The organism is Anaerolineaceae bacterium oral taxon 439 (assembly GCA_001717545.1).
Taxonomy (GTDB): Bacteria; Chloroflexota; Anaerolineae; order Anaerolineales; family Anaerolineaceae; genus Flexilinea.
This window is the reverse complement of sequence record CP017039.1, coordinates 183,085-210,061: the sequence shown is the minus strand read 5'-3', so window position 1 is coordinate 210,061 and position 26,977 is coordinate 183,085. Positions and strand designations below refer to the sequence as shown.

General features: G+C 53.6%; 25 protein-coding genes. 13 read left to right on the top strand and 12 right to left on the bottom strand.

From position 1 onward, the window contains the following. Window positions 1–42: 42 nt before the first annotated feature. From BEQ56_01025 to BEQ56_01015, 3 genes are all read left to right on the top strand, one after another. Window positions 43–1,227 carry an ABC transporter substrate-binding protein gene (locus BEQ56_01025; GenBank protein ID AOH42186.1) on the top strand — a complete coding sequence of 395 codons (1,185 nt, stop codon included), beginning with the start codon at window positions 43–45 and terminating at the stop codon, window positions 1,225–1,227. Between the two features lie 150 nt (window positions 1,228–1,377). Then, window positions 1,378–2,709, top strand: coding sequence for an ABC transporter permease (locus tag BEQ56_01020; protein AOH42185.1), 1,332 nt, complete (start codon window positions 1,378–1,380; stop codon window positions 2,707–2,709). Window positions 2,710–2,732: 23 nt separating this feature from the next. Then, window positions 2,733–3,578 carry a sugar ABC transporter permease gene (locus BEQ56_01015; protein AOH44341.1) on the top strand — a complete coding sequence of 282 codons (846 nt, stop codon included), beginning with the start codon at window positions 2,733–2,735 and terminating at the stop codon, window positions 3,576–3,578. Between the two features lie 509 nt (window positions 3,579–4,087). On the opposite strand, the gene BEQ56_01010 is transcribed toward BEQ56_01015, so the two are convergent. Continuing rightward, window positions 4,088–5,050: a hypothetical protein gene (locus BEQ56_01010; protein ID AOH42184.1), complete on the bottom strand. Its 963-nt coding sequence runs from the start codon at window positions 5,048–5,050 to the stop codon at window positions 4,088–4,090. Further along, entirely contained in the window at window positions 5,047–5,940 is an 894-nt protein-coding gene (locus BEQ56_01005) for a glutamate racemase (GenBank protein AOH44340.1), read from the bottom strand. The genes BEQ56_01010 and BEQ56_01005 overlap by 4 nt, the downstream gene beginning before the upstream one ends. Before the next feature lie 254 nt (window positions 5,941–6,194). On the opposite strand from BEQ56_01005, the gene BEQ56_01000 reads away from it, so the two are divergent. Next, window positions 6,195–6,623 carry a hypothetical protein gene (locus BEQ56_01000; GenBank protein AOH42183.1) on the top strand — a complete coding sequence of 143 codons (429 nt, stop codon included), beginning with the start codon at window positions 6,195–6,197 and terminating at the stop codon, window positions 6,621–6,623. Window positions 6,624–6,713: 90 nt separating this feature from the next. Here BEQ56_01000 and BEQ56_00995 read toward each other — a convergent pair whose 3' ends face one another. Together BEQ56_00995 and BEQ56_00990 are read right to left on the bottom strand one after the other, a co-directional pair. Further along, the gene (locus BEQ56_00995) at window positions 6,714–7,448 is read right to left on the bottom strand and encodes a glucosamine-6-phosphate deaminase (protein ID AOH42182.1); all 735 of its coding nucleotides are present in this window, start codon (window positions 7,446–7,448) and stop codon (window positions 6,714–6,716) included. Window positions 7,449–7,503: 55 nt separating this feature from the next. Beyond that, window positions 7,504–8,472, bottom strand: coding sequence for a cell filamentation protein Fic (locus BEQ56_00990; protein AOH42181.1), 969 nt, complete (start codon window positions 8,470–8,472; stop codon window positions 7,504–7,506). Between the two features lie 205 nt (window positions 8,473–8,677). Between BEQ56_00990 and BEQ56_00985 the strand changes: the two genes are divergently transcribed. After that, window positions 8,678–8,887 carry a hypothetical protein gene (locus BEQ56_00985; GenBank protein AOH42180.1) on the top strand — a complete coding sequence of 70 codons (210 nt, stop codon included), beginning with the start codon at window positions 8,678–8,680 and terminating at the stop codon, window positions 8,885–8,887. On the opposite strand, the gene BEQ56_00980 is transcribed toward BEQ56_00985, so the two are convergent. The 3 genes from BEQ56_00980 to BEQ56_00970 are packed head-to-tail and all read right to left on the bottom strand — an operon-like array spanning window position 8,860 to window position 11,228. Continuing rightward, window positions 8,860–9,870, bottom strand: coding sequence for a peptide methionine sulfoxide reductase (locus BEQ56_00980; protein AOH42179.1), 1,011 nt, complete (start codon window positions 9,868–9,870; stop codon window positions 8,860–8,862). The two genes, BEQ56_00985 and BEQ56_00980, sit on opposite strands and share 28 nt — an antisense overlap. Window position 9,871: 1 nt before the next feature. After that, the gene (locus tag BEQ56_00975) at window positions 9,872–10,507 is read right to left on the bottom strand and encodes a hypothetical protein (GenBank protein AOH42178.1); all 636 of its coding nucleotides are present in this window, start codon (window positions 10,505–10,507) and stop codon (window positions 9,872–9,874) included. A 46-nt stretch (window positions 10,508–10,553) separates the two neighbouring features. Then, complete coding sequence (locus BEQ56_00970; GenBank protein ID AOH42177.1) at window positions 10,554–11,228, bottom strand: hypothetical protein; 675 nt, start codon at window positions 11,226–11,228, stop codon at window positions 10,554–10,556. A 340-nt stretch (window positions 11,229–11,568) separates the two neighbouring features. Between BEQ56_00970 and BEQ56_00965 the strand changes: the two genes are divergently transcribed. Genes BEQ56_00965 through BEQ56_00940 form a run of 6 tightly spaced genes read left to right on the top strand, consistent with a single transcriptional unit; the run spans window position 11,569 to window position 18,367 of the window. Beyond that, a complete protein-coding gene (locus BEQ56_00965; protein ID AOH42176.1) occupies window positions 11,569–12,954 on the top strand; it encodes an amidohydrolase in 1,386 nt (461 codons plus the stop codon). A 23-nt stretch (window positions 12,955–12,977) separates the two neighbouring features. Next, window positions 12,978–13,997, top strand: a complete 1,020-nt coding sequence (locus BEQ56_00960) for a BMP family ABC transporter substrate-binding protein (GenBank protein ID AOH42175.1) — start codon at window positions 12,978–12,980, stop codon at window positions 13,995–13,997. A 48-nt stretch (window positions 13,998–14,045) separates the two neighbouring features. Continuing rightward, window positions 14,046–15,548: a heme ABC transporter ATP-binding protein gene (locus BEQ56_00955; GenBank protein ID AOH44339.1), complete on the top strand. Its 1,503-nt coding sequence runs from the start codon at window positions 14,046–14,048 to the stop codon at window positions 15,546–15,548. Between the two features lie 18 nt (window positions 15,549–15,566). Continuing rightward, window positions 15,567–16,625, top strand: coding sequence for an ABC transporter permease (locus tag BEQ56_00950; protein ID AOH42174.1), 1,059 nt, complete (start codon window positions 15,567–15,569; stop codon window positions 16,623–16,625). After that, window positions 16,622–17,557, top strand: coding sequence for an ABC transporter permease (locus BEQ56_00945; protein ID AOH42173.1), 936 nt, complete (start codon window positions 16,622–16,624; stop codon window positions 17,555–17,557). The genes BEQ56_00950 and BEQ56_00945 overlap by 4 nt, the downstream gene beginning before the upstream one ends. An 18-nt stretch (window positions 17,558–17,575) precedes the next feature. Further along, entirely contained in the window at window positions 17,576–18,367 is a 792-nt protein-coding gene (locus BEQ56_00940; GenBank protein ID AOH42172.1) for a hypothetical protein, read from the top strand. A gap of 33 nt (window positions 18,368–18,400) precedes the next feature. Here the strand turns inward: BEQ56_00940 and BEQ56_00935 are convergent, their stop codons facing one another. The 5 genes from BEQ56_00935 to BEQ56_00915 all read right to left on the bottom strand — a co-directional run bounded on the left by BEQ56_00935 (window position 18,401) and on the right by BEQ56_00915 (window position 24,182). Further along, a complete protein-coding gene (locus BEQ56_00935) occupies window positions 18,401–19,180 on the bottom strand; it encodes a hypothetical protein (GenBank protein ID AOH42171.1) in 780 nt (259 codons plus the stop codon). A gap of 556 nt (window positions 19,181–19,736) precedes the next feature. Continuing rightward, entirely contained in the window at window positions 19,737–21,782 is a 2,046-nt protein-coding gene (locus BEQ56_00930) for a hypothetical protein (GenBank protein AOH42170.1), read from the bottom strand. 22 nt (window positions 21,783–21,804) lie between these two features. Next, the gene (locus BEQ56_00925) at window positions 21,805–23,076 is read right to left on the bottom strand and encodes a hypothetical protein (protein AOH44338.1); all 1,272 of its coding nucleotides are present in this window, start codon (window positions 23,074–23,076) and stop codon (window positions 21,805–21,807) included. 179 nt (window positions 23,077–23,255) lie between these two features. Then, window positions 23,256–23,837, bottom strand: coding sequence for a hypothetical protein (locus tag BEQ56_00920; GenBank protein AOH42169.1), 582 nt, complete (start codon window positions 23,835–23,837; stop codon window positions 23,256–23,258). 108 nt (window positions 23,838–23,945) lie between these two features. After that, a complete protein-coding gene (locus BEQ56_00915) occupies window positions 23,946–24,182 on the bottom strand; it encodes a hypothetical protein (protein AOH44337.1) in 237 nt (78 codons plus the stop codon). A 284-nt stretch (window positions 24,183–24,466) separates the two neighbouring features. Here BEQ56_00915 and BEQ56_00910 point away from each other — a divergent pair, with 284 nt between their 5' ends. Both BEQ56_00910 and BEQ56_00905 read left to right on the top strand, forming a co-directional pair. Beyond that, entirely contained in the window at window positions 24,467–25,387 is a 921-nt protein-coding gene (locus BEQ56_00910; GenBank protein AOH42168.1) for a hypothetical protein, read from the top strand. A gap of 69 nt (window positions 25,388–25,456) precedes the next feature. Further along, the gene (locus BEQ56_00905) at window positions 25,457–26,956 is read left to right on the top strand and encodes a D-xylose ABC transporter ATP-binding protein (protein ID AOH44336.1); all 1,500 of its coding nucleotides are present in this window, start codon (window positions 25,457–25,459) and stop codon (window positions 26,954–26,956) included. The last annotated feature ends 21 nt before the right edge of the window (window positions 26,957–26,977 follow it).

The window sequence follows — 26,977 nt, the reverse complement described above, 5'->3', positions numbered from 1 at the left end:
CCGGTCGGTTCTTTTTATCAAGGTTTAAGAAAGGATGTTGTCATGAAGAAAGTTTTTTCGGTTTTAGTTGTTTTCGCTTTATTTGCTGCGTTGTTTGCCGGCGTCGTCGCGCAGGATAAAGTTACGCTGACCGTTTGGGAATCCGTCGGCGGTCCCGACGAATGGCTGATTCAGGCTGGCGAAAAGTATGCTGAAATGAATCCGAACGTTACGGTCGAATTCGTCAATGTCGAAATTGTCGATTCCTCGACGCAGATCGCGCTCGACGGCCCGTCCGGTATCGGCCCCGATCTTTTCGCCGCTCCGCATGATAAGCTGGGCGAGCTCGTTGCCGGCGGGCATGTTCTTCCGACCGTTGACGCGGAAGCAGTCGCCGCTGCGATCCTGCCTTCCGCCGCTCAGGCGTTAACGTACGACGGCGTCATGTACGGATACCCAACGACCGCGGATACGTACGTGCTGTTTTATAACAAGGAGCTGGTTGACAAGGCCCCGGAGACGTTTGAAGAGCTCGCCGATTGGGTCAGGGAATTCAACGAAGCCAACCCGGATAAATACGGGTTTGTCATGGACGTCGGGAACGTGTACTATACGATCCTGTTTACGACGATGAACGGGAACCGGCTTTTCGGTCCGGACGGCCTCGACACCTCTTCTTCTTATCTGGCGACCGAAGACGCGATTGCCGGAATGAAGATTTTCCAATCGCTGCATGACGTCGTTCCGTTCAACGCCGCCGACCTCGATACCGGTACCGCCGACGGCGCGTTCAGCGCCGGTACGGCCGCGCTCCATATTTCCGGCCCCTGGAACGTCTCCAAATTTACGGAAGACGGGATCGACTTCGGCGTTGCGACGCTTCCGTCGCTCGACGGGAAGGTTCCTGCTTCTTCGTTCTCCGGTACCCGCGGGATGTTCGTCTCCGCGTACAGCGCGCATCCGGAAGAAGCCGCCGATTTCGCGAAGTTCCTGATCTCGGAAGAAATGCAGCGGCTGCGCTATGAGATTACCGGCGCGATTCCGGCGATTCCGCTGGAAGTTGAATCGGAAATTGTCAACGGCTTCATTGAACAGCTGAAATACGCGTTCCCGATGCCGTCCGTTCCGGCGATGACCGCGTTCTGGGATTCCGCCGGCGCCGCGTCCGCGAATATCTGGGACGGGGCCGACGTCGAAGCCGAGCTCCAGAAGCTTGATACCGCGATCGTAGGTTTTACCGCCAAATAACGCAGACAGAACGAGAAGGCCTCCAGCCAGATTTGGAGGCCTTTTCTTCAACGTTCGTTTTCACCACGGAAACGCCGTGGAGAAATCAGCGAAAGATTTTTCATAAAATTCACTGTAACCCGAAACGATTCAAGAAAGGAGCGATGCAATATGGCAGCTGTATCCGCTATTCATGACGACCCGGAACGGAAGCGGCTTTTCCGGACGTCGATTATCTTCATGGGACTGGGGCATCTTCTCCAGCTGAAGCAGTACGTTAAAGGCGCGTTGTTTGCGCTGATTGAGATCCTGTTCCTGATTTTTATTCCGACCCTGTTCGGGAAGGTTCACGGCCTGATTACGTTGGGCGACCCCAAGCCGGATCTTCCGATGATCGAACGGGACCATTCGATGTTCATGATGATCGATGGGATTACCGTTCTGGCCGTGATTTTCCTTTTCTTCGTCCTGTACGCGCTGTCGGTTAAAAGCGCTTTGTCGGATTACGACGAACGGAAGTTGACCGGAAAGAACGACAGCGGCCAGAACATTTTCTCCGAACTGGCGAACAAATCCTTCCCGATTCTTGGCCTGATGCCGGCGTTGATCCTCGTTATTTTCTTTATTATTGTTCCGCTCCTGTTTTCGGCGCTGGTCGCGTTTACCGACTATTCCGCCCCGGATCATATTCCGCCGAATAACGTCGTGAACTGGGTCGGGCTGGAAAACTTCCGGACCCTGTTCGGCGGCAGTAACGTTTGGGCGGGCGCGTTCGGGCGCGTCGCGTTTTGGACGATTCTTTGGGGCGCGGCGGCGACGGTGACCTGCTACGCCGGCGGGATTATCATGGCGACGGTCCTGACGCAGCTTAAAATCAGGCTCATCTCGGTTTTTCGCTCGATTTACATTTTGCCGTACGCGATCCCGATCGTCGTTTCGATGATGATCTGGCGCAACCTGCTCAACGGGTCGTTTGGGATTGTCAACCGGACGCTGCTTCAGCTGGGGCTGATCGATAAAAGCAGCATGATCCCCTGGCTGAGCGATCCGACGCTGGCGAAAATTATCTGTATCGTGATTAATCTCTGGGCGGGCTTCCCGTACTTCATGCTGCTGACGATGGGGACGATGACGTCGATCAGCGGGGATCAGTTTGAGGCGGCGCAGATCGACGGCGCGTCGAATTACCAGACGTTCCGCTATATTACGCTGCCGCAGGTGCTGTACCAGACGATGCCGCTGATTATTATGTCGTTTACGTTCAATATCAATAACTTTGGCGCGATTTTCTTCCTGACCGGGGGCGATCCGATCGTTTCGGATTCGACGCTGACCGGCGCGGGCGGGACCGATATCCTGGTGACCTGGATTTATAAGCTGACGATTAACCTGCTGAAGTATAACTACGCGTCGGTGATCGCGATTTGCATCTTCGCGATTTTAGCGCCGTTCGCGATCTATAACTTCCGCCGCACGAAATCATTCAAGGAAGGAGAAATCTGATGACCAACGCGCAATTTGAGAGGATGGTGCGGCGGGATAAATTCGTTCGCACGGCGAATATGGTTCTGGTTTATGTGTTTCTGACGCTGGCCGCGCTGCTCGTGCTGTACCCGGTTGTCTACCTGATATCCGCCGCGTTTACGCCCGGAAGCTCGATTTCCAATCTGAGCACGGTTCCATTCGGGAACGGGTTTACGTTTGAACATTTTGCCAAGCTGTTCCGTAAGTCGAATTACCTGCTCTGGTTCAAGAATACGCTGATGATCGCCGTAGGCGTGTCGCTGGCGACGGTCTTCGTCTGCACGATTGCGGCGTACGTATTTTCGCGGTTCCGCTTCCCGTTTAAGAAGAGCCTGATGCTGTCGTTCCTGATTTTGCAGATTTTTCCGTCGTTTTTGGGCATGGTTGCGATTTATGTGATCCTGCTCCGATTGGGCGGTCTCGATACGCTCTGGGGGATGGTCCTGATTTATACGGCCGGGAACGTTCCGTATAATACCTGGCTGGTTAAGAGCTACGTCGACTCGATTCCGCGGACGCTCGACGAAGCGGCGAAGATCGACGGCGCGTCGAACGCGCGGACATTTTTCCAGATCGTGCTGCCGCTGACGAAGCCGATTATTACCTTCCTGGCGATTTCGAGCTTCACGGGGCCCTGGATGGAGTATATTTTTGCGAAGTTAGTGCTGCGCTCGAACGCGAAGCAGACGCTGGCGATCGGGCTGCTGACGTTCGTGACAGATCGGAAGAACGAGTTTACGGTCTTCTGCGCTGGGGCGCTCCTGATCGCGATCCCGTTCGTGATCTCGTTCGTCGTGACGCAGAATATCCTGGTAACGTCGCTGAGCTCCGGAGCGTTGAAGGAGTAAGCGGCTGAGGGCTTGAAGCCGCCTGAGGCGCGCTGCGAAACGGTCCATGCGGCAAACGTTTCAAAACAGTCGGCGATCGCCCGAATCCCGATGGGAACGGCGATTTGCCGGCTGCGGCTTTAAGCGGGGAAATCGTACGCGGAAGTCCGCGGCGGCCGGGGCGATTCGCTCTATTCCTTTTCCAGGAAACGTTTAGTTTTTGCGCATATGACATTTGTCACATTTTTGCGACGAATGTCATATGCAAAATAACTTTTGCCCTACAATAAGGGCGATCGGCGGGGAACAGGAATTCCCGCGCTGATCACGGTTCAGCAAGGCTGAATGTGGGGAAAGGAAAGGGAAAATGACAGTCTTCGTTTTAATTGCTTTCGCAGCATTAGCCAGTTTCCTCGGAAACTATCGTCTGGATTAATTTAATCCATAGCTGGCGATAAAGTCAGCTTCGCTTGCTTTATGAAGCCCAAACGCCCGCGTCATATGAACGCGGGCGTTTTCACGCGCCGGACTCAGACCGGATCGACGCGGTATTCGACGGCCGCGTGGATCGTCTCGCCCGGCGGCAGGATGATCAGGTGGGCGGCGTCCTGTTTCCCATCGGCGTAAAGCCGATGCGCATCATGGGAACAGGTCCAGCTTTCGAGGCAGATATATGGCGCGCCTTCGGGTGAATAGACGACGCTGTGCGTGAACGGTTCGCCGGCGGAAATCGTCAGCCGCTTCCCGATCGCGCCATACGTCAGCGTCATCGGCTGGTCCGGCGTCATTCCCTGAAAAACGTCGTCGATGACCATGTCCTCAATCGTGCGTTCGCTCCGCAGGTCGTACGTTCCCAGCGCGGGATCGGCGAGCGTTCCCCGATCCGGGTCGACCCTGAGCTTCATGGGGACGCGGATTTGAATCGTATCGCGGGGGCCGTGAAGATTGAAGTATGGATGAAGCCCGAAGCCGAAGGGCAGCCGGTTTTCCGGGTCCAGATTCGCTATTTCGACTCCGACTTGGAGCCGCCGATCGCTGAGCGTTATTGTCAGCGTCAGCCGGTTTTCGATTGGGAATTCCGTGAAAAGCGGATTTCCCGGCTGGAGCGTGTACGTGAACGACGCTGAAACGCCGTTCGGGGTCGCGACCGGTTCGGCGCTGGCGAACGGTTCTTCGATAACGTAGCCATGCCGGTAGAACGTCCCGCGGTTGGGCTTCAGCTCGAACCGGCGCCCGTCGAATTCAAAGCCGCAGCCGCGGACGATTCCCGGAAACGGATACAGGACCGGAACGCCGAAATGCCGCCGGTCCACGAGCGGTTCCGGGGCCGGGTAAAGATACTCGATTCCGTCGACCGCGTAGCGGCGGATATTCGCGCCGTGTCCCGGAAGGATCGTGACTTCGGCGACGGAGCGATCGCCGTCGGACTGGATCATCGTCCATTCTTCGCATCCCATTTCGGAACAGGTTCCTTTTTCAATTCGATACTTCATCGCAGGGTTCCCCTTTCTTCGTTGAATGATCCATGCGGGATGGGCTCATAGCTTTCGATCGCGATTTTTTCCGCGGCCGCGATCGAAAACGGCAGGATCCGGTTCGCGAACGCGGTCATCCTTTCTTCGGCGTCGCTGACGGCGAAGGTGTATTCCGCTTTCGCCGGGACGTCCGCGCCGCCGCGGAGGAGCCCCGCGCTTTCCAGTATCCCGCGCAGCTCTTCGGCCGTGTTCTTCGCCGGATCGATACAGCGGACGCCCTCGCCCATGAACGCGGCGATCGCGCCTTTCATCAGCGGATAATGCGTACAGCCGAGGAGGAGCGTATCGACGCCGCCGGCTTTCATCCCGCTTAAATAATAGGCGACGACGCGGTCGGTAATCTCGCCGGAGGTCAGCCCTTCCTCAACGAGCGGAACGAACAGCGGGCAGGCGGTTTTAATCGGCGTCAGCGCCGGATCGAGCGCGCGGATCGCGCGGTCGTAGGCCTGGCTCTCGACGGTCGCGTATGTGCCGATGACGCCGATTTTCCCGTTCCGCGTCGCCGAAACCGCCGCGGCCGCGCCTGGGGCGATGACGCCGACGATCGGAAGCTCGAATTCGCCGCGGAGCTCTTCGAGCGCCCAGGCGCTGGCCGTGTTGCAGGCGACGACGATGGCTTTGACGGACCGGCTGCGCAGGAAGCTGACGATCTGGCGCGAGAAGCGGACGATCGTTTCTTTCGACTTGCTCCCGTAGGGAACGCGCGCGGTGTCGCCGAAGTAAACGATATCCTCCATTGGCATCGTTTTCATCAGCGCGCGCATGACGGTCAGTCCGCCGACGCCGGAGTCAAAGACGCCGATCGCGCGGGCGGCGGGTTCGTTTTCAGGGCCGGTTTCGGTTCTCATCCAGGTATCCTCGCGGTTCATCGCGTTCTCTCGGACGGATAATCCCCCGTCCTGTGGAGTTCCTGTATTTTATCAGAAAGAAATCTGCATATGCTGCCGGAATGATGCGGAAGGGCCTGGTCCGGGACGGAAAGTTCCATACCCGTCGGCCGATCCGGGGACGCCTTCCGCATGGCATGAGCCATAACCCATGTATGACAATTTCAAATATGCTATAATCAGAGAAAACTTTTAGATCGAAAGATATACAAACTATGAAAGATTCCACTGAAAAACTTAAAACAGAACTGGGGCGGCACAATATCAAGCTGTCGTACCAGCGATTGAAGATTCTTGAATACCTGACAGAAAATCATACGCATCCCAGCGTTGACATGATTTTTAACGATCTGAAATCGACGATCCCGACGCTCTCGCGGACGACGATTTATAACACGGTCAACAGTCTGGTCGACGCCGGGTTGGTCCGTCCGGTGTATACGAGCGCAAACGAGCTGCATTACGATATCGTCACCGAGCCGCACGCGCATTTCGAATGCGAAAAGTGCCACCGGCTGATCGATCTGGAGTACGATTTTGACAGCCTTCCGGTTCCGGAAGCGATCAGCGGTTATCAGATCCGGTCGAAGAGCGTTCTGTTTTCAGGCGTCTGTCCCGACTGCCAGACGCCCCGGGCGGAATAGATCGGCCGATGATTTCAGGATAAAACGAACCCCCGCGGCTGTCCGATTCGGCGTCCGGGCGAGGGCTCGTTTTTTTATGCGATCCGCGTTTCAGAGAAGGCGCGCCGCGGCTTCGTCGGCGAAAACTTCCACGTTGGGATGAAATTGCAGGATTGAAGCCGGGACGCGCGGGTCAACCTCGCCGTAAAGCGTCTTTTTCAGGATTTCGGCCTTGTTCGCGCCGGTTACGACGAGAACGAGCTTTTTCGCGGCGAAAATCGTCCCGATCCCCATCGTGACCGCGTGCGTCGGGACGTCGGCGAGCGAGGCGAAGAAACGCTGGTTCGATTCGCGGGTCATCGCGGTCAGCCTGACGACGTGCGTGGTCTTTGAAAAAACGTCGTCGGGCTCGTTGAACCCGATATGCCCGTTGAGGCCGATCCCGAGAAGCTGGATATCGATCCCGCCGAGCGCGGCGATTTTTTCTTCATACGCCTTGCAGGCGGCTTCCGGATCCTCCGCCGTTCCGTCGGGGATATGGGTGTTGGCAAGGTCGATATCGATCCGCTTGAAAAGGTTCTCGTTCATGAAATAGCGGTAGCTCTGATCGTGCGTCGGGGCCAGTCCGACGTATTCGTCGAGGTTTACCGTGCGTACCGCTTTAAACGAGACCGATCCGGCGCGAAAGGCGTTGACCAGCGCGGCGTACAGCGGCAGCGGCGTCGATCCGGTCGCCAGTCCTAAAACGGCGTTCGGCTTAGCGCGGACATGGGAAAGAAAGATTTCCGCGGTGATTTTCCCGACCGCGGTCGGGTCGGCAGCTGTTTGAATATGAATTCGGTTCATTAAGGATCCCTCCATCGTCAATTGATAATAAGATTTTACCGCTTTAAGTCCCAGCTTATCCAGCCTTCCGGTATTTCTGATTTTTGCTGTTCGGCTTATCCGGGATCGTGCGTTCTATGAGATGCTGATCCAGCGCGGGATTCAGGTAGTTCTTCCGGAAAGTCGGCCTGTGCGATAGTCGGAGCCGCTGCATCAGCTCCGCGGCAGACAACGTGTCTTTCCCGAGCGCCGACAGCAGCCTGCCCACGGGCGTTTTATCTTGATCGCTTACTGGGTCGCTGTCTTGGTCGGTCCCATGACCAACAACCGTTGTCTCTCTCAGGCTGTCCCGGATGATTTCGAGCATCAATTCTACAAAGCCCGCGCTGTCTGCCTGCGCGTCCGCGGCGCCGAGCGCCGCGTAGTATTCCTGTTGCCTGGATCGGATTAATTCCTCAATCGGTAGCCAGAAGAACAGTTCTTTCCACTTGCCCAGCAGAAGACAATGCCACATCCGTCCCATGCGGCCGTTGCCGTCCGCGAAGGGGTGGATGAATTCGAATTCATAATGGAAGACGGCGCTTTTAATCAGCGGGTGCAGTTCAGACCGCTGGTACCAGTCAAAGAGGTTATGAATATGTTCTGACACAAATTTCGCGGGAGGCGCCAGGTGAATCAGTCCTTCGGCGTTAAATACACCCACGCCAGCGGAACGGAACCTGCCGTTTTCCGGGATCAATCCGTTCATCATCAGCCGATGCGCATGCAAGAGATCTTCTACAGAAGCAGGGTCCAACCGCAGCATCAGTTCATAGGCTTCATATGCGTTCAGAATCTCTTTGATTTCGTTGGGATTGCCGAGAACGCGCCTGCCGTTCAGGATTGCCGTCACCTGTTCCAGCGACAACGAATTATGCTCAATCGCAAGCGAACTGTGGATGGTGCGGATGCGGTTCTCCCGGCGCAGGCGTGGGCTGATCGTTCCCTTCTGTAAAATCGTGATCAAACCGACCTGCTCGCTGATCTCCGCGATCAGAGAGGTCATCTTATCCGTCAGGTGAAAAGGCGGTTGATAGTTACTCAAACGAGATCGCCTCCATATTGAATCTCCATCGTCAGTTTATAATAAGATTCTACCGCGTTCCCGCTCTTTCGGCATTGATTATAAGCTATCGCCGGCTGACCCTGCGCATGGCTTAAAGGCGTTTTCGGATTGGAATCTATCCTGAGGTGAATGCGCCTGAGGCGAATTGTCGAAAACTCCTGTAGAATTAATTCGGACCGATCGAAGCGCCGGCGGGCGGGAAGACGGTTCTTCCGTTCGCGGGGCGCCTGAAAGTTTATCGATCGCAGCGGAATTTTTTATCCGGACGCGAAAAAAAAGGAAACCGAACGTTTCCTTTTTTTTCGCTGATTCCCCGGAGGCCCGGGTTTATTTTTCGTCAAAGAGCGATCGGTAGGCGCCGTAACCTTCGGCTTCGAGGTCTTCTTTCGGGATGAAACGGAGCGACGCGCCGTTGATACAGTAACGCAGCCCGCCGAATTCGCTCGGTCCGTCTTCGAAGACGTGCCCCAGATGCGCGTCGCCGGTCACGCTTCGGACTTCGGTCCGGTTCATTCCGTACGAGCGATCTTCATGATAATCGACGACCCGTTCGTCGATCGGCTTCGAAAAGCTCGGCCAGCCGCAATCGGATTCGAATTTATCCTGCGAACTGAAAAGCGGTTCGCCGGTCGTGACGTCGACGTAGATCCCGTCCCCGTCCTCGTCCCAAAGCGGGCTCGAGAACGGCCGTTCCGTCCCGTTTTCCCGGACAACCTTCCAGCTCTCCGGGCTGAGCGTCGCTTTGAGCTCTGCGTCGTCGGGCTTCGAATACGCCGGCGTGCTCTGGATCGGAGTCGGGATCGGAGTTTCGGCTTCGAGCGGTTTTTCGGCGAGGCCTAAATCAATATGGCAGTAGCCGTTCGGATTCTTGATCAGGTAATCCTGATGATACTCCTCGGCCTGGAAGAACTGTTCGAGCGGTTTGACCTCGACAGCGATCTTCTGGTCGTATTTTTCCTGTTCCGCGGCGATCCGCGCCTCGATTGTGGGAAGATCGGCGGTATCGGTGTAGTAAACGCCGGTGCGGTACTGCGTGCCGACGTCGTTCCCCTGCCGGTTTCGGCTGACCGGGTTGATGATCCGGAAGTAATGGCGAAGGAGCTCGTCGAGGCTGATCCGGCTCGGGTCGTAGGTCACTTCGACGGTCTCCGCGTGTCCGCTGTTATGGTAAATCAGGTCTTCATAGCGCGGATTTTCGGTCTTACCGTTCGCGTAGCCTGAAACTGCTTCCACGACGCCGTCGACGCTCTGGAAATAAGCCTCGACGCCCCAGAAGCACCCGCCGGCTAAATAAATCTTTTTCGTCGCTGCGCTCTGCGATGCGGTTGGATGGGTCATGTCAGTCATCCTCCGTTTCGGGCTCTCGGTTCATCATCTCCGACGCGAAAACCTGATGGATCATGTCGCCGCTGAGATCGCCCTGGAAGACTTTGACCGCGCCTTCGGGGTCGATAAAAAACGACGTCGGATAGCCGCGGACCCCGTACCACTTTGCCAGCTTTCCGCCCTCGTCGATCAGGACGGGGAACCTGTTATGTTCCTGTTTCGCGAACCATTTCCGGAAATTCTCCAGATCGAGCTCCTGCCCGTAGCCCGGCGAAACGACGGTCACGACTTCGAAATCGAGACCGGCATCGTTCGCTAATTTTTCGACTTCTTCCAGCCGGGCGAGGCAGACCGTGCACCAGGACGCCCAGAATTTCATGTAAACTTTTTTACCGCGGTATTCCGATAAGCGGAACCGGTTTCCGTCTAAATCGAGGAGGTCGATCGCGCCGTTATCCGAATTGACTTCGGCGTCGTCGCTGGGTTTTGCTTCCGTGGACGTGTCGTTGGAAACGGGAGCGCCGCCAGCGGCCGGGCTTTTCGCTCCGTCCGTTGAGCAGCCGGCCGTCAGGCCCGCCAGGATCAGGAGAACTCCCGCGAGGATCAGGAACGGGAGGGATCGACGGTATGTTCTGAGTTGTGTTTTCATGCGTTTATTTTACCTTTAATGCCTTTCGATTTGAATTTACGGTTGACTATCCGATCCGTACGTTGAAAGCCTGGGTCAACCCTATTAAGATCAGGAGCGCGCCGCCGATCTTCTTAATCAGCGGCAGGTACGGATGAATTTTCCTGATTTTTGTCAGGAAATAGTCTGAAAAAATCGTGATTATTAAAAATGGAACGGCGAAGCCTGTAATATAGATCAGCATGTAACCGCCGCCCTGGAGCGCGGAGCCGCTCGTTCCGCTCAGGAAAAGGATCGACGCCAGGATCGGGCCGATACAGGGGATCCAGCCGATCGACATGAGCAGCCCAAGCAGGAACGAACGGAACGGTCCGCCGCGCGCTTCAATTTTTCCGCTCTGATCGCTGAAGCGGTCAAAAACCGGAAGATGAATCAGGCCCATCTGGCTGACGCCCATCAGGACGATCAGCAAGCCGGCGGCGACCGAGACGGCGCGCTGGGAAACGAACGCGCTGACGGTTCCGAACCCGAAGCCGAGAACAGCGAAGCTCGCGCCGACGCCGAGAACGAAAAGGAGCGAGTTCAGGACACGGTTCGCTCCTGAATTCGCCTTCTGGGGGCCGCCGGTTTCGGTTAGAATACTGACGTAGACTGGGAGAAGCGGAATAATGCATGGGCTGAAGAACGAAAACAGCCCGCCGATAAACGCGCCCCAGATCGATACGGATAAGTTAAATCCCATAGGTTCACCTCAATAAAATTCATCAAATCGCATTCAATCATCCAATGCTGATTATTTTTTACCATACTGTTTTCCCTTTTCAGGATGAACGCGGCATGATTTGTATCAATTCAAGTTTAGGAACGTATTAAAAGCGGGACTGATTTTCTGCTGTCCGGGGGCTGCGTTGGGGTCTGTTGACGTTTATCATGTTTTCTTTGTGACAACGCATGATATTGTTCCGCTTCTTTTTTTCAGGAACGCGGGCTTGTTCGGATCGGGCTTGAACTTATCGTAACTATAAGTTATAGAATAGAGCCATCTGAAATAATCTATCCGGGCTGAAAAGGAGTCGCTTATTATGAAGAAGACAGTCCTGTTGAAGAACGCTGAAGCGATTGTAAGCTGTGATCCGGCGGATCGGGTTTACCGCGGCTGCGATATTTTGATTCGGAACGGGTTTATCGCCGAAATCGGGGCCGGTCTTTCCGCGGAGGGCGCGGAAACGATCGACGCGTCGCGGAAGTTTATTTATCCCGGGCTGATCAATACGCATCATCATTTTTTCCAGACGTTCGTCCGCAATACGCTGGCGATCGATTATCCGAACCTGACGGTCGTCGATTGGATCGATAAAATCTATCGCGTCTTTCAGGTTATCGATAACGACGTCATTTATTTCAGCACGCTGACCGCGCTGTCGGACCTGATTAAACATGGCTGTACCTGTGCGTTTGATCATCAATACTGTTTCACGAAGAAGACGGGGACGGGGCCGGTCGACCGGCAGATGGCCGCTGCGGAGCTGCTCGGGATCCGCTATCACGCCGGACGGGGGACGAATACGCTCCCGCGATCCGAGGGCAGCACGATCCCGGACGAGATGCTGGAGACGACGGATACGTTTATTGCCGACTGCGAGCGGCTGATCGATACGTATCATGACCCGAATCCTGGCTCGATGCGTCAAGTGGTGATCGCCCCCTGCCAGCCGATCAATTCGTACCTCGACACGTTTACCGAGAGCGTCCGGTTGGCGCGGGCGAGGAACGTCCGGCTGCATACGCATCTCGGCGAAGGGGAAAACGGGATCATGACGCAGCGCTGGGGAAAGCGCACGCTGGACTGGTGCGAAGAGATCGGGTTTATCGGCGAGGACGTCTGGTTCGCGCATTTCTGGGAAGGGACGATGGACGAGGTCCGGAAGCTGGCGAGGGCCGGAAGCGGCGTTTCGCACTGCCCCGGTCCGGCGATTCTCGGCGGATTCCCGATCCTGGACCTTCGCGAACTGGTATCGACGGGCGTCAACGTGAGCCTTGGCTGTGATGGGTCGGCGACGAACGATTCGTCGAGCCTGCTGGATACGATGCGGATGGGATACCTGATGCAAGCCTGGCACTGCAAAGCGCGCGGGGGCTGCGTTACGCCGTATGAGATTCTGAAGCTGGCGACGGTCGGTGGCGCGAAGACGCTGGGCCGATCCGATCTGGGGTCGCTTGAGGTTGGAAAATGCGCTGATTTATTCATGATCGATACGGACGTTCCGGAGCTCTCCGGTACGCTGCATGATCCGAAGAATTTGCTGGCCCGCGTTGGGAGGACGGATAACGTCTGGTTGACGATGGTCGGCGGGAAAGTCGTTTATCAGGATGGGAAGCTGACGGGGATCGATGAGCCCGAGATTGCCCGGGCGGGCGAAGCGGTCTGCGATCGGGTCATCCGGGGCCCGTTCCGTCAGTATTTTTAAAAACTATTAAATTGGAGGAAAAGATGAAGACGAAATGGGTTGGGCTGTTTTTGACGGCGGCGCTTGCTGTCGGGCTGCTTGCCGGCTGCGGCGCTGCGCCGAAGGCGACGGAAGACGGGGAGGCGGCTGCGCCGGAAACGCTGAAGGTCGCGCTGATCCTGTCGGGGCCGGCGAACGATCAGGGCTGGAACGCGACGGCGCTTGAGGGGCTGAACGAGGCGGAGAAGGAATACGACGTTTCGATTTCGACGATGGAAAACGTCAGTATCGCGGACTCCGAAGCGGCGTTCCGCGATTACGCCGCGCAGGGATATAACCTGATCATCGGGCATGGGTATCAGTTCGGCGAGCCGGCGAAGAAGGTTTCCGGCGATTTTTCGAAGGCGTTTTTCATGTCGACCGAGTCGAATTCCGAATCGGAGAACATGGCGTCTTACGTAATGAGCTGCGAACAGGGCGCGTATCTGATGGGGATGTTGTGCGCTGGGATGAGCGCGACGAAGGTGATCGGGGTCGTCGGCGGCTTTGAGCAGCCGTCGATCACGAAGGAGCTGGAGGCGTTCAAGCTTGGGGCGGCCGAAATCGATCCGGAGGTCAGGGTTCTTGAAATTTACGTCAACTCGTTTACCGACGCTTCGCTGGGGAAAGAAGCCGCGCTGAGCATGGTCCGACAGAACGCCGACGTCCTGTACCATGTCGCCAATCAGGCGGGAAACGGCGTTATTGTCGCCGCGCAGGAAAATAATCTGCTGGCCTGTGGGAATTCGTTTGACCAGAGCAGTATTGCGCCGGATACGGTCATGGCGTCGACGGTTTACCGGATGCCGAAGGTGATCCTGACCGGCGTAGAGCAGGTTAAAAAGAACGCTTTCCATGGCGGTATTTATCATCTTGGCCTCGCGGAGGATGTCGTCGATATAACCGGGTATGGGAACTTTGAAGATAAGATTCCGCAGGATTTGAAGAACCGGATCGCGGAGAAAAAGGAAGCGATCCGAAAGGGCGAGTTCGTCGTTCCCGTGATCGAAACGCCGTCGAAATAGCGCGCTGAAACGGAATTGGGGCCGGCTTCCATGGGGAGAAAAATGACGATGATGCTGCGAATGGAAAACATTCAAAAGAGGTTCTTCGGAAAATACGCGAACCGGAACGTTAATTTGAACGTGGAAGCCGGCGAAATTCATGCGCTTCTGGGCGAGAACGGCGCTGGAAAAACGACGCTGATGAATATTCTTTACGGCCTGTACCGGCCGGACGGAGGCAGGATATTCGTCGAAGGTAAAGAAGCGCGTTTCGAGTCGCCGAAGGACGCGATCGCGATGCGAATCGGCATGGTCCATCAGCATTTCATGTTGGTCCCGTCGCTGACCGTTTCCGAAAATATTACGTTGGGATTGAAAGAAAAGGGGTTCCCGTTGACGGATCGCGCCGGGATCGATCGCCGCCTGAAAGCGCTGTCTGGTCGTTACGGGCTTCCGATCGACGTTGGCGCGAAGGTCGGGACGCTTTCCGTGGGGGAACAGCAGCGCGTCGAAATTATGAAGCTGCTGTTCCGGGACGCGCGGATGCTGATCCTGGACGAACCGACGGCGGTCCTGACGCAGCAGGAAACGGAGAAGCTTTTCGACGTTTTACGGAAGTTAAAAGCGGCGGGCTGTTCCGTCGTCCTGATTACGCATAAAATCCCGGAGGTCATGAAAATCGCGGATCAGGTGACCGTCATGCGCAGCGCGGAGAGCGTCGGGACGTATCCGATTTCCACGCTGAACGAGACGCGCCTTGCGGAATTGATGATCGGGAGGAAGCTGGCGGAGCGAAGGCGGAATGATCCGGTTCCTGCGCCGGCCGGGGCCGGGCTGGTACTGGATCGCGTTTCGCTGACGAAGGGCGGGTCCTCCCGTCTTCGGGACGTTGCGCTGACCGTCCCGTGCGGGTCGATCCTCGGCGTCGCCGGCGTTGAGGGCAACGGGCAAAGGGAGTTGGCGGAGGTTGTGGTCGGGCTGCGCCGGGTTCAAAGCGGAACAGTTCGATTTGGCGGCGAGGAGCTGAGCCGAAAGACGGTTCGGGAGCGGCGCGAGCTGGGGCTCGCTTATATTTCCGAGGACCGTCATCATGACGGCTTGCTGATGGACGCCGGGATTCTGGATAACATGCTGCTTAAATATTGCGATCGCGGTCCGTACCGGCGCGCGGGATTCGTCGATTTTTCTGGCGTCCGACGGTTGGCGTTGGAAAAAAAGGCCGAGTATCAGATTAAAGCAGACGATCTCACGGTCCCGGTCCGTTATCTTTCCGGCGGAAATCAGCAGAAGATTATCCTGTCCCGGGAATTGGGCGATTCTCCGCGGCTGATTGTCGCGGCGCAGCCGACCCGCGGTCTCGACGTCGGCGCTTCCGAGTTCGTTCGTGAGCGGCTGATAATCGAGCGGGGGAAGGGCGCGGCGATCCTCCTGATTTCCGCGGACCTGGAAGAGATTCTGGCGCTGAGCGATACGATCGCCGTGATGTATGACGGGAGGATCATGGGGCTTTTCGAGAATTCAGAAAATCCGGATCTGACCGCGATTGGGCTGATGATGGCTGGGAAAAAATGAGCGAGAGGGAACGGAACGATGGATCGCAGGTTTTCTAAACGTCGGAGAAAAAACGAATTGATCGCGCTGCTGCTGATCGCCGCGATTGCCGCGGGGCTGACGGTCGTTCTGGTTTATCTTTCGGGAAGCCGGTTCGACGTCGCGTTCGGCGGGTTTCTCCGCGGGATCAGCGGGTCGTCGTACGCGGTCTCCGAGGTTTTCGTAAAGGCGACGCCGCTGATTTTAGCCGGGCTCGGCGTTTCCTTCGCGTTTCAGAGCGGATTTATCAGTATCGGCGCGGAAGGTCAGCTGTATATCGGCGCGATCGCCGCGACGGCCGCCGCGCTGTCGTTTCCGGCGCTGCCCCGTCCGCTCCTGCTGACGGCCTGCTTCCTGCTCAGCTTTCTTTCCGGCGGCGTCTGGTCGCTGATCCCCGGGGTGCTGAAGGCGAAGTTCGGGATTTCCGAGGTGATCAATACGATCATGTTCAACTATATCGCGATCGGAATCGTCGGGATCACGCTTCAGACGGTTCTTAAAGATCCGGCGAATTATTTTCCCGTTTCGCCGGATCTCCCGAAATCGGCGGAGCTGAGCGTGTTAATCCCGGGAACTCGGCTGCATAGCGGTTTCCTGATCGCGATTGCCTGCGCGTTGGTTTCGTACGTCCTGATTTATTACACGGCGATCGGGTTCAAGGTTCGCGCGGTTGGGATGAACCCGCGCGCGTGCCAGTGCGCCGGGGTATCGGTCGCTGGGACGATCCTGTTTACGTCGATGGTCAGCGGGGGCCTTGCAGGGATCGCGGGGTTCGTCGAAATAACCGGGCTGCATCATCACCTGATCGAAGGAATTTCGCCCGGCTACGGGTATCTGGCGGTGATTGTCGCGCTGTTGGGGAAGAATCATCCGTCAGGTATTATCGTTTCCGGGCTGGCGATTTCCGCGATTCAGGTCGGTTCGCTGTCGATGCAGCGCGCTGGGAACGTTCCGTCCGCGATTTCGTCGATTATTTTGGGCGCGATCGTGCTGCTGCTGATGGCTAAGGACGCTTTTATTTCGGCGCTGGAGAAGAAGGAAGAAGAGGGGGTAGCATGACGGCGGCGATTTTATTCATCGAAAATATCCTTGCGGCCTGTATTCGCATGGCGGCGCCGCTGACGATCGCCGGACTGGGCGAAGCGCTTTCGGAGCGCGCCGGGATCCTGAATCTGGGGCTGGAAGCGATTATGCTCTGCGGCGCGTTCGCTTCTTTTATCACGACGTTTTTTACCGATAGCTTAGCGTTGGGGATCTCAGCGGGAATTCTGGCCGGCGCGGTTATCGCGATGATCCATGCGCTGCTTTGTATCCGGTTCCGCGCGAATCAGACGATCGTCGGGCTGGCGCTGAATTTTTTCGCGCTGGGGCTGACCGGGTTTCTTTTCCTTCTATCGTTTGGCCGGAGCTCGGTTCTGCCGCAGTGTTCCACGGTTCAGAGTTTTCCGCTTCCGCTTCTCTCCCGGATTCCGTTTCTGGGGACGGTCCTGTTTTCACATAATATTTTTGTGTATCTGACGATGGTCCTGATTTTCGTTTTCCTGTTTTTGTATCGGAAAACGGAATGGGGCGTTATCATTACCGCGGTGGGGGAACATCCCCGCGCCGCGGATACCGCCGGGCTGAACGTTTACCGCGTTCGATATGCTGCGTGTCTGGCGAATGGGGTTTTGGGCGGACTGGCAGGGGCGTATTTTACCCTGGCGCAGCTGGGTTTTTTCATGGAGGATATTACGCGCGGGAAGGGTTACATGGCGATTGTCGCAGTGATCCTCGGACGGCGCGAACCGGTCCGGATCTTCCTTTCCGCGCTGATTATCGGGTTCGCCGATGCGATTCAGTTCCAGCTTCAGACGATGAATATCCCGATCCCGTCGCAGGCGTTTTCGATTCTTCCGTATATTGCCGCGGTTTTCGTCCTGTTTTTCTCGGCGGGAAAGAACGCGGATCCGGCGGCGCTGGGCGTTCCGTATCAGCGCGGCAGCCGATAGAAAGGGTTGTGTGATGAAATGAAAGAACGGTATACGGTCGGCGAGTTCAGCAAGCTTTTCGGGCTGAACGTTCAGACGCTCCGGTTTTACGATACGATCGGCTTGTTTAAACCTGCTTTTCGGGACGCCTGGACCGGACGGCGTTTCTATACGTTTGACCAGGTATATAAGCTGGCCTCGATCCGTTACATGCGCCGGATCGGGCATTCTCTGTCCGATATTCAGGGGTATTTTGATAACCTGACGTCGGATTCGTCTTTGGAAATCCTGAAGAAGCGTTCCAGCGAGATCCAGCGGCAGGTTGACGAGCTGTTGAAGACGGATCATATTATCCAGCGGAAGATTCAGTTTATCGAGCGTGAGATCGAAAAAATCGGGGACCTGAGCGAGATACGCGTTATCGAGTTCCCGGATCGGGAGTATATCCGGCTGGGGGTCGAAGATACGCTGTATCGGGACGATTCGTTCTATTTTTTCCCGACGATCGCGTTTTACGACGCTGCGGGCGGGAAGACGTTCGGGGCGCTGATTTATTCGTCGACGCAGTCTTACGATGAGCGGGATTGGGTTATGAAAACGGATACGCAGGTGCTCACGATTCCGGCGGGGAAGTATCTCTGCGGGTATCATTGCGGATCGTACGAAACGATCGGGGAGACGGCGTCGCGGATGCGGCGGGCGGTTCCGGAGGGACGCTTTGCCGACGAGCTGATCAACTTCAATGTCATCGATCAGTTTGTCGAGAAGGATCGGGATAAATATATTACAAACGTTCAGATAATGACCATGGAACCAGACGCAAATAGTTAATAAATGAAAACGCGAACGATTTTTATAAAGAGGTTAATTTGCGATCGGAGCTAACAGCAGGTTGCAAATCGGATTGTATTGTTGGATAATCTGGTTTGAAATTTTTGAATCGGTTATCAATGCGGTAAGCGATTCGTTAAATTTTGCAAAGGTCATCAGGTAGACTTTGTTAAATTTTGACGAATCCGCTAATATATAAAGCTGCCTGGAAGACTCGACCATTTTTCGTTTTAAGCTTGCGTCTTCTATATTTGTCACGGAAAATCCAAACTCTCTGTCGATACCATTGGTCCCCAGGAAGCACTTGTCGACTCGTACCCGCGATATGAAATCTTCGGAGAAATGACCGGTCGCAAAGCGTAAGGAGGGATTAATTGTGCCTCCGATCATCACTAAATTGCAGCTTTCGTTCTCTGATAGGATCATCGCGTTATAGATCGAGTTCGTGAAAATCGTCAGGTTTTTCTTGCCGCCCGTCTGGATCAGTTTTGTTAATTCTCTGGCCGTCGTAGACGAATCCAGCAGGATTGTGTCGTTATTTTCAATGAACCCATAGGCATATCTGGCTATCGCTTTTTTTTCTTTCGGCGCGCGGATTTCCAAGTCTTTATCTTTAAAGATTTCCCCGACTTTTTCAATCGCAATCGCTCCGCCGTGAATCCGCTGTAATTTTCCCTCGGACTCTAATTCCGATAGATCTTTTCGGATTGTTACGCTTGTTGCGTTAAGAACCTTCCCGATCTCATTCACTGAAATCGTATTTTGATGCGACAGTAATTCTATAATTTTTATTTTTCGTTCTTCGGCAAGCATCTGGCATCCTCGTTTCCGATTTTTTTCGCGATAATTACAAAAAAGTTGGAAACATTGTGTTTTCAATTTTACCGTGGGTTGTCAAAAATGATCAAAGCGTCGTTAATACTCGTGCTTCACGACAAACATCATGTCTGTATTATTACGGTTCTGTAGATTTTATGACATTCGGATTCTTTCATTTACCTTGGCATATGTTAGAATATGAAAGCAAACAAAAAAATAAGCAAAATTAAGAAAACCTGATTGGCTGAATCGGTTCAAAAAGGAAGTAATCCAATCTTATTATTGTCGGCTGATGGATTATGGCGTGCTGAATGACCATAAGGCAAAGGAAAATCTGTCTGCCTACGGAAACAGATGGATTTTCTATATTGCGCTGCAAATATCGTCATTTAAAATGAGTTCGAAATTATTGATATTTTAATATACAGGAGATATCTTCAGAATTAACTGAACCGGATGTATTCGCAAAGGGCTGCTGTATGAAAGCTTTTACGGCTTTCTGCAGCAGCCCCGTTCTATTAATGTTGTGTGTGTTCGACCGATAAAGCCGTTACGGCTCGATAATGTTGAACGGATTGTTTTCGCCGACCGGGAACTGGTTCATATTCTCCATCATCAGCGTCAGCAGCTCGGCGTTGCCCTCGACCTTGACAGCCTGCGCGACCGCTTCCTGATTGTTGGTCAGGATCGCAAAGAGTGCGTTCTTCGGGCAGGTGATGGACACGTCTGCCCCGTCGGACAGCGTATCTGCGTATACCAGCAGCACGCCGTTCTTTACGCGGAGCATATGCTGCTCGCCTAAGTCGGGCAGCGTCACATTCATAGTAAAGTCGTAGTCTGCAAACGCCTGCTTATCCATAACGATGGCCATATAGTCAAACAGCATAGGTGCGGAAAGCTCCTTGACCATGTCATCAGTGCTCTTGGTGGAAGCGGTGAAATTGGCATTGCCATGGCGCAGCTCCTGCGCGCCAGTCAGGTACTCGTTGCGCCACGGGCCGGACTCCGCCTGATACCCCAGCTGCTCCAGCGCGTCAGCACACAGCATCCGTGCGTCGGTGTTCGTCGGATCGGCAAAAACGATAGTGTTCGTGACCTCGGCTACCCACTGGTACTCGCCCTTGTCAAAGTCTGCCTTTGCCATTTGCAGCACCTTATCGGTATCGCCCAGATACTCCACCCATTTCTTCGCGCTGTCACTGGGCATGAGGGGGTTCAGATTGACGGGATTGCTGTCATACCAGCCCATGAACTTCTGATAGACCGCCTTGGCGTTATGTGCAACCGTCCCGTAGTACTGGCGGGTGTACCAGATTTTGTTCAGCGCCTCCGGCAGCTTGATCATGTTGGAAATCTCATCGCTTGTGTAGCCTTGGTTGATATAGGTCAGAGTCTGATCGTTGATATACTTATATACTGCCGCAGTGTTGACCATATAATCATTCACCACTTCGTTGCCCCAGTGCGGCCAGTTGTGAGACTGGAAGGTGACTTCCACATCCTTCCCGTAGAGGGAAATTGCCTCGGTGATATAGCTTGCCCATGCCGCGCCGTCGCGAACCTCAGCACCGCGCAACGTATAGAGGTTGTGGAGCGTTCCGGTGCAGTTTTCCGCCATCCACAGCGCATGATACTGCGGCAGCCACGTATTCATTTCGGCGGGGGCTTCTGTGCCCGGTGTGAGTTGAAATTCCAGTTCCACGCCGTCGATCGTCAGCTTTTCGCCGGATTTCTTAATCTCATAGCTGGGCGTGATGAACGACACTGTACCGGTAGATTGCCCCATGCCGATGCCCTGCGCCAGCTTGCCGGTCACGCCGGGGGTCAGCAGGACGCCGTACTGGTAATTACTGCGGCGACCCATACCCCTGCCAGCATAGACGTTTTCCTTCACAGAGTGCTCGGTAAAGTCCACAGGAGTGATGACGGGGATCTTACCGCTGGCAAGCTGCTCCTCAATGGAAAGCGTCTCGTCCGCCTTGTTCTCTTTTGCCATCACGCCGGCAATGCCGCCGAAATGGTCGACGTGGGAATGGGAAATAATGACGGCTTTGACTGGGAACTTGCCCAGATTTTTTTCAATCAGCTGCATGGCGGCCTGGCTGCACTCCACGCTCATCAGCGTGTCGAAGACGATCCAGCCCGTATCTCCCTTGACAACCGTGAGGTTTGACATGTCGTAGCCGCGAACCTGATAGATACCCTCAGTCACCTCAAAAAGTCCATAGGCATGATTGTTCTTCGTGTTCTCCCAAAGGCTGGGGTTCACGCTGTCGGGCGCTTTTTCGTAGTCATCCAGAAACGCATAGGCTTCCTGACTCCATAGGATCTTCCCGTCTTCGTCCTTCAGCTCCAGCGTTTCCGGAGCGTCGATCAGGCCGCGGGTGGCGAACTCGTATTCCTGCTTGTCATCGAAGTCGAGTTCGTCATAGACTGCGGCATTTGCCTTTGCTGTAAACTCCGTAGCGGGTTTTACTTCAGTGGTCAGTCCGAGGTCTGTTTGTTTTGTCTTCTGCTCTAAATTTCCAATTTGTGTGAAGGCAGCGCAGGACAGTAGCAGCGCCGATATGAGAAGTGTAGATGTGATGCGTTTCATAATTTTTTCTTCCTCTGTTTTCCTATTGTTCGCGAATGGCGGGTGGCTGCCACGTATCCAACGCAGCCATATCCGGCACATAAATTCGCATGAATAGATGAAATTCCCCGTCAGAGACAGGCAGCCAGTTGGAGGTATCCTCCGGCGCTTCCTTCGACAGGACAATATCCAGCGTCCCGTTCTCGTTCAACTTGAACGCAGAGCGGTCGTTGATGCAGTAGCGATTGATTGGATTGTCGATGAGAAAGTCATTCCCACCATATGCGGTCACAGACCAGAAGCCCCTTTCCAGTGTGGGAGGCAGGGATTCAAAGTGGAGCGTATAGGTCTTTTCTCCGCTCAGCGCTGCGCCGTTTTCATCCACTTCGGTCTTGGGATAGATCGCTACATCCACCGTGTTGGCTCCCAGTCCCACCAGCGCCACCAAAGCGCGGTAGGTATACTCCGCCCCAAAGTCGCCGATAGGCTTGCCGTAATAGATCCACTGGCCGAGCTTCTGTGCATACTTTACGCCGTCGGCAGTAAGCGTGGCGCGAAGCTCCTGGAGCATCTGCGTCCAGTGTTCTGCGGCGTTCTCTCCGAGAATGGAAGCATCGAAGCTCATGCCAGCTCCCACGTTGATGGTGGAGAGCTTTTTCAGCAGTTCCGCATCAGCTTCGGCGGGCGGATTGACCTGCATCAGCGCGTTTGCCGTATTGAAAAATTCCGCCGGTGTCATGGAAAGGACCTTTTTTACGGGAACAAACTCATTTTCTTTCGCATACGTTCCCACTGGCGCAGTGTATGTTCCCTCCTGACCATAGGCCGAGAGAGGAAGAAGCTGCATTTGCTCCTGAATGGCATAAACATTGGGGAGGTCCTCGTCCCCGGACAGCACAACGCGGGCGATCGACCATACCGTTGCGGTCGGCACGTCTACGCGCGTTACGCCGTCGGGCAGTTCACCCTCCCAACCTGGAAGTGCGATGGCGTATGCGCCAGCCTTGTCCAGCACGGCAGCGGTGTTCGTCCATGCGTCCAGAAGCTGCACGTTGCAGAAACGATCCGTTTCCGGCAGGACGTAGATCATGGGTTCTGCGCTGATGTCGAGCCAGGCCTGTGAATAGACCGTATCGACGTTCGGCGTCACGACGGTGCGGAAAGAGGCGTCCGCCAGCTTTTCTGCGTGGTTGAACTGATTGACAGGCGCACGGCTTTCCATGGTCCCGTCCGTATTGGTCGATAATGTTTTGGTTGCGTTCGTGAGCACCAGTGGGAGCGCATAGATGTACGCCTCGCTGACCATTTTCCACACGGCGTCTGCATCCGGCTGTATTTTTTCGGCAGAGCAGATGAAAAGAAGTCCGCTGGAAAGCAGCGTGAGCGCCGATAGAGGTATTGCAAGTATCTTTTTCATTTTGTTCTTCCTGTTTATCCTTTTATAATTCAGATTATTACTTGAAACTTTGTGTTTTTACTTTTTCTGTGCGACGCTTATTGATCTCCCTCCTTTTTTTTCTTTCTTGCGCCAAGCCTCAACAGCTCTTTTTTGACCGCCTCGATCTGCGGGCCAAACAGCGCCCGCTCGGCAAATATCATATAATTGTTGATAGAAAGAATCAGTAGATGAGCGAATGGCTCAACCTCTTCGTCAGAACAGCCGAGAATCTCCGCAATTCTGCCTGTGTAATAGGGATATCTTGCCGCAAGCCGAACGAGGGAAGGCTTTACCTTTTCTCCGTATTCCCGCGACACGCAGACACTGACCAGAAAGCGCATGGTCGGCGACATTTTATCCGCCAGTTCGCCAAGATGGTTCATCATGCTTTTGATGTCGCTGATATCTTCCAGCACGATGTTGAACGCACCTTTTTCAATTCGGCTGATCGCTTCCTCGACACAAGCAAGAACGATTTCTTCTTTGGTGGAGAAGTAATAATAGATGCCGCCGTTTTGCAGCTTTGCCGCCGTACAGAGGTCTTTTGTCGTGGTAACGGTCAACCCCTTTTCAACAAAGCAGTCAAGGCAGACGCCGATGATTTCCCTTCTCTTTTCGGTTTTCTTTTCTTCGTTCAAGACACGACATCCGTTTCTGTGCATTCGCCAGGATTCATAGAATGAGTCTATCAGATTCTGCGAAATAAATCAAGTGCTTGCTTGAATCTCGTTATATATTTGTGAAAACTATCGTCCTTGCTCAAATAGCACAACAATTTCTTTCAGCGGCCGCACCTCCGACAAGCTCTGGATATCCCGGATTGCTGTCCTTGCAAAGACGTTGGATTTTACTGTGTCCCATTCAACCAGCCGGACGATCTCCGCCGTTCCTTTTTCAAAATCAAATCGGATCTCTCCCCACTCGTCGTCGTTGTCCGCCTGATACAGGTAGACAGCGGCGGTGGTGGGGAAATTGGATCGGATCCTTTTCCAGCTCACATCTTTACCGTGGGTTGTCAAAAATGATCAAAGCGTCGTTAATACTCGTGCTTCACGACAAACATCATGTTTGTATTATTACGGTTCTGTAGATTTTATGACATTCGGATTCTTTCATTTATCTTGGCATATGTTAGAATATGAAAGCAAACAAAAAAATAAGCAAAATTAAGAAAGCCTAACTGGCTGAATCGGTTCAAAAAGGAGGTGTCAGGGAAAATTTTTCAGCTGTGTTGTCGGTGTTTAATCAGTAAGAAAAGGAGAATAGGATGAAAAGGATTTATGTTGTTTTATTAGTTGTTTGTTTACTTTTTTCAGGGGTGTTTTCCGCTTACGCGGATGAAGAGCCAACCGTCGGATTTATCGTGGGGTCGCGGGAACATGTTTTTTATAATTTGATTGAAAAATCGATTATGGAAACATGCGAAGAGCTGGGTATCAAGCCGTTAGTTTACGACGGCGAATTAGACGCGAATATTCAGTCTAATCACATACAAAATTTAGTTTCGTTGGAGGTAGACGCGATCGCGTTGGCAACGGTAGACGCGGGGGGCGTTGCTCCTGCGATTGAAGCTGCGCAGAAAGCGGGAATCCCAGTATTTACGTTTGACTCCCCGGCTTCGACAAGCAAAGATATTATTTGCCACGCTGGAACCGATAACGTTGAAGGTGGAAGACTCGGGGCGAAGGAAGTTCTTCGCTTATTGAAACCGGGGCAGACCTGCGCGATGATCGGCAACCCGGCGTCTTCTTCGGTCCTGGATCGGCAAAAGGGATTTGAAGAAGTTATTAAAGATCAGGATGACATTGAGTATGAATTCTTTGGAAATTACCAGGGGGACGCGAACGTTGCCTTTTCATTGATGCAGGATTGGCTGACGCAGGATCCGGATTTAGGCGCTGTATTCTGCGCGGGCGATCCAGCCTGCACCGGCGCGCTTGGCGCGATTAAAGCTGCCAACGCTAAAACGTTGATCGTTGGTTTCGACGGGAATCCTGAAGCAATTACGGCTATCGAGGATGTTGAAAACGATGGTAAATATTGGGTTTCGGAGATTTCGCAAAATCCTGCGTTGATCGGAAAGACAATTTGCGAACAGATCCTGAAGTATTTGACAACTGGTAAAGTTGATTCTGCCTTAATCCCGATCGATCCGTTTATTATTACGGCCGAAACGTTAAAGAAGTAGTAAATCGATTTGCGGGATGCCGTTGCAGAAAAACAGAACGGCATCCCATATTTTTCAGAAGGATCCGCGATGACGAATGAGCCTATTCTATCCCTGTCAAATATTTCCAAGGCTTTTCCCGGCGTAAAAGCGCTGAATCATGTGTCGATCGATTTTTACAAAGGGGAGGTTCACGCGATCGTAGGCGAAAACGGGGCGGGGAAATCTACTTTGATGAAAATTATCTCGGGCGTTTATATTCCTGACTCCGGCGTCATAACGTTAGATAACGAAGAGGCGGCGTTTAAGCGGCCGCGGGAAGCTTTAGAAAAAGGGATCTCAATCATTCATCAGGAGTTGAACATTGCTAAAGATCTTACGGTCGCGGAGAATATTTATCTTGGCGAAGAAATAAGAATGAAAGGCTTCATGCCGTTCCTGGATCGTAAACTTATGGAACGGTTATCTGAGAACATTCTTGAAAAAATGGGCGTAAGAATCGACGTCAGGAGAGTCTCTGATGAGTTGACAGCCTCTGAGCAGCAGATCATTGAAATCGCGAAGGTGATAAACCGTAAATCAAAAATCATCATCATGGATGAACCGACTTCATCTTTGTCGGAAGCTGAGATCAAGGTTTTATTTAAAATCATTCAGCAGCTGAAACAAGAAGGCATCACGATCATCTACATATCTCACCGGATGAAGGAAATTTTTGAAATATGCGACCGTGTAACAATTCTTCGGGACGGTTGCCTGATTCGAACTTCAAACATTCGCGATACAAACGAAAAAGAAGTTGTCGCTAACATGATCGGGCGGACAATTACGAGCTACTATGATAAGACTTTACACCTTCGAAAAAAGGAAATGCTGCGCGTCGAGGATTTAACAATTTACGGCGTTTTTGAAAACATATCTTTTACATTATACGAAGGCGAAATCCTGGGGATATCCGGTTTGGTTGGCTCAAAACGGACGGATGTGCTTGAATGTATCTTTGGTGTAAAGAAGCCTGATAAAGGGAAAATTTTTATTCGCGGCAAGGAAGTTACCCTGAATAACCCGAGGGAAGCGAATGACTATAAGATCGGTTTAGTTACGGAGGACCGGAGGCGTACGGGATTGATGCTGGATCAGTCCGTGCTGGCGAATTTGGTTCTCCCGAGCCTGAGTCATCATAAAAATAAAGCTGGAATTGTTGATTCAAAGTGGGAAACGGAGGTCACGAAGGAGTATATAAATAAAATAAGCATTAAAACGCCCGGCGTATCTTCGATCATACGGAATCTATCTGGAGGAAATCAGCAAAAGGTCATTTTATCCCGGTGGCTGGCGGCGAATTCCGAGATCTTATTATTAGACGAGCCTACTCGCGGGATTGACGTTAATGCGAAAGCGGAGTTTTACAAAATTATGAATGCTTTTGTTTCGAACGGCGGCGGTATTCTCATGGTCTCTTCTGAAATGCCGGAGATTTTAGGCGTTGCGGATCGGATTCTGGTCATGCGGGAAGGACGAATAAGAGGGGAATTGGACGGCTCAAGCGCAACCGAACTGAAAATAATCGAGCTTGCGAGTTTTGATTAAAAGAAGATTATATCGTCGAAA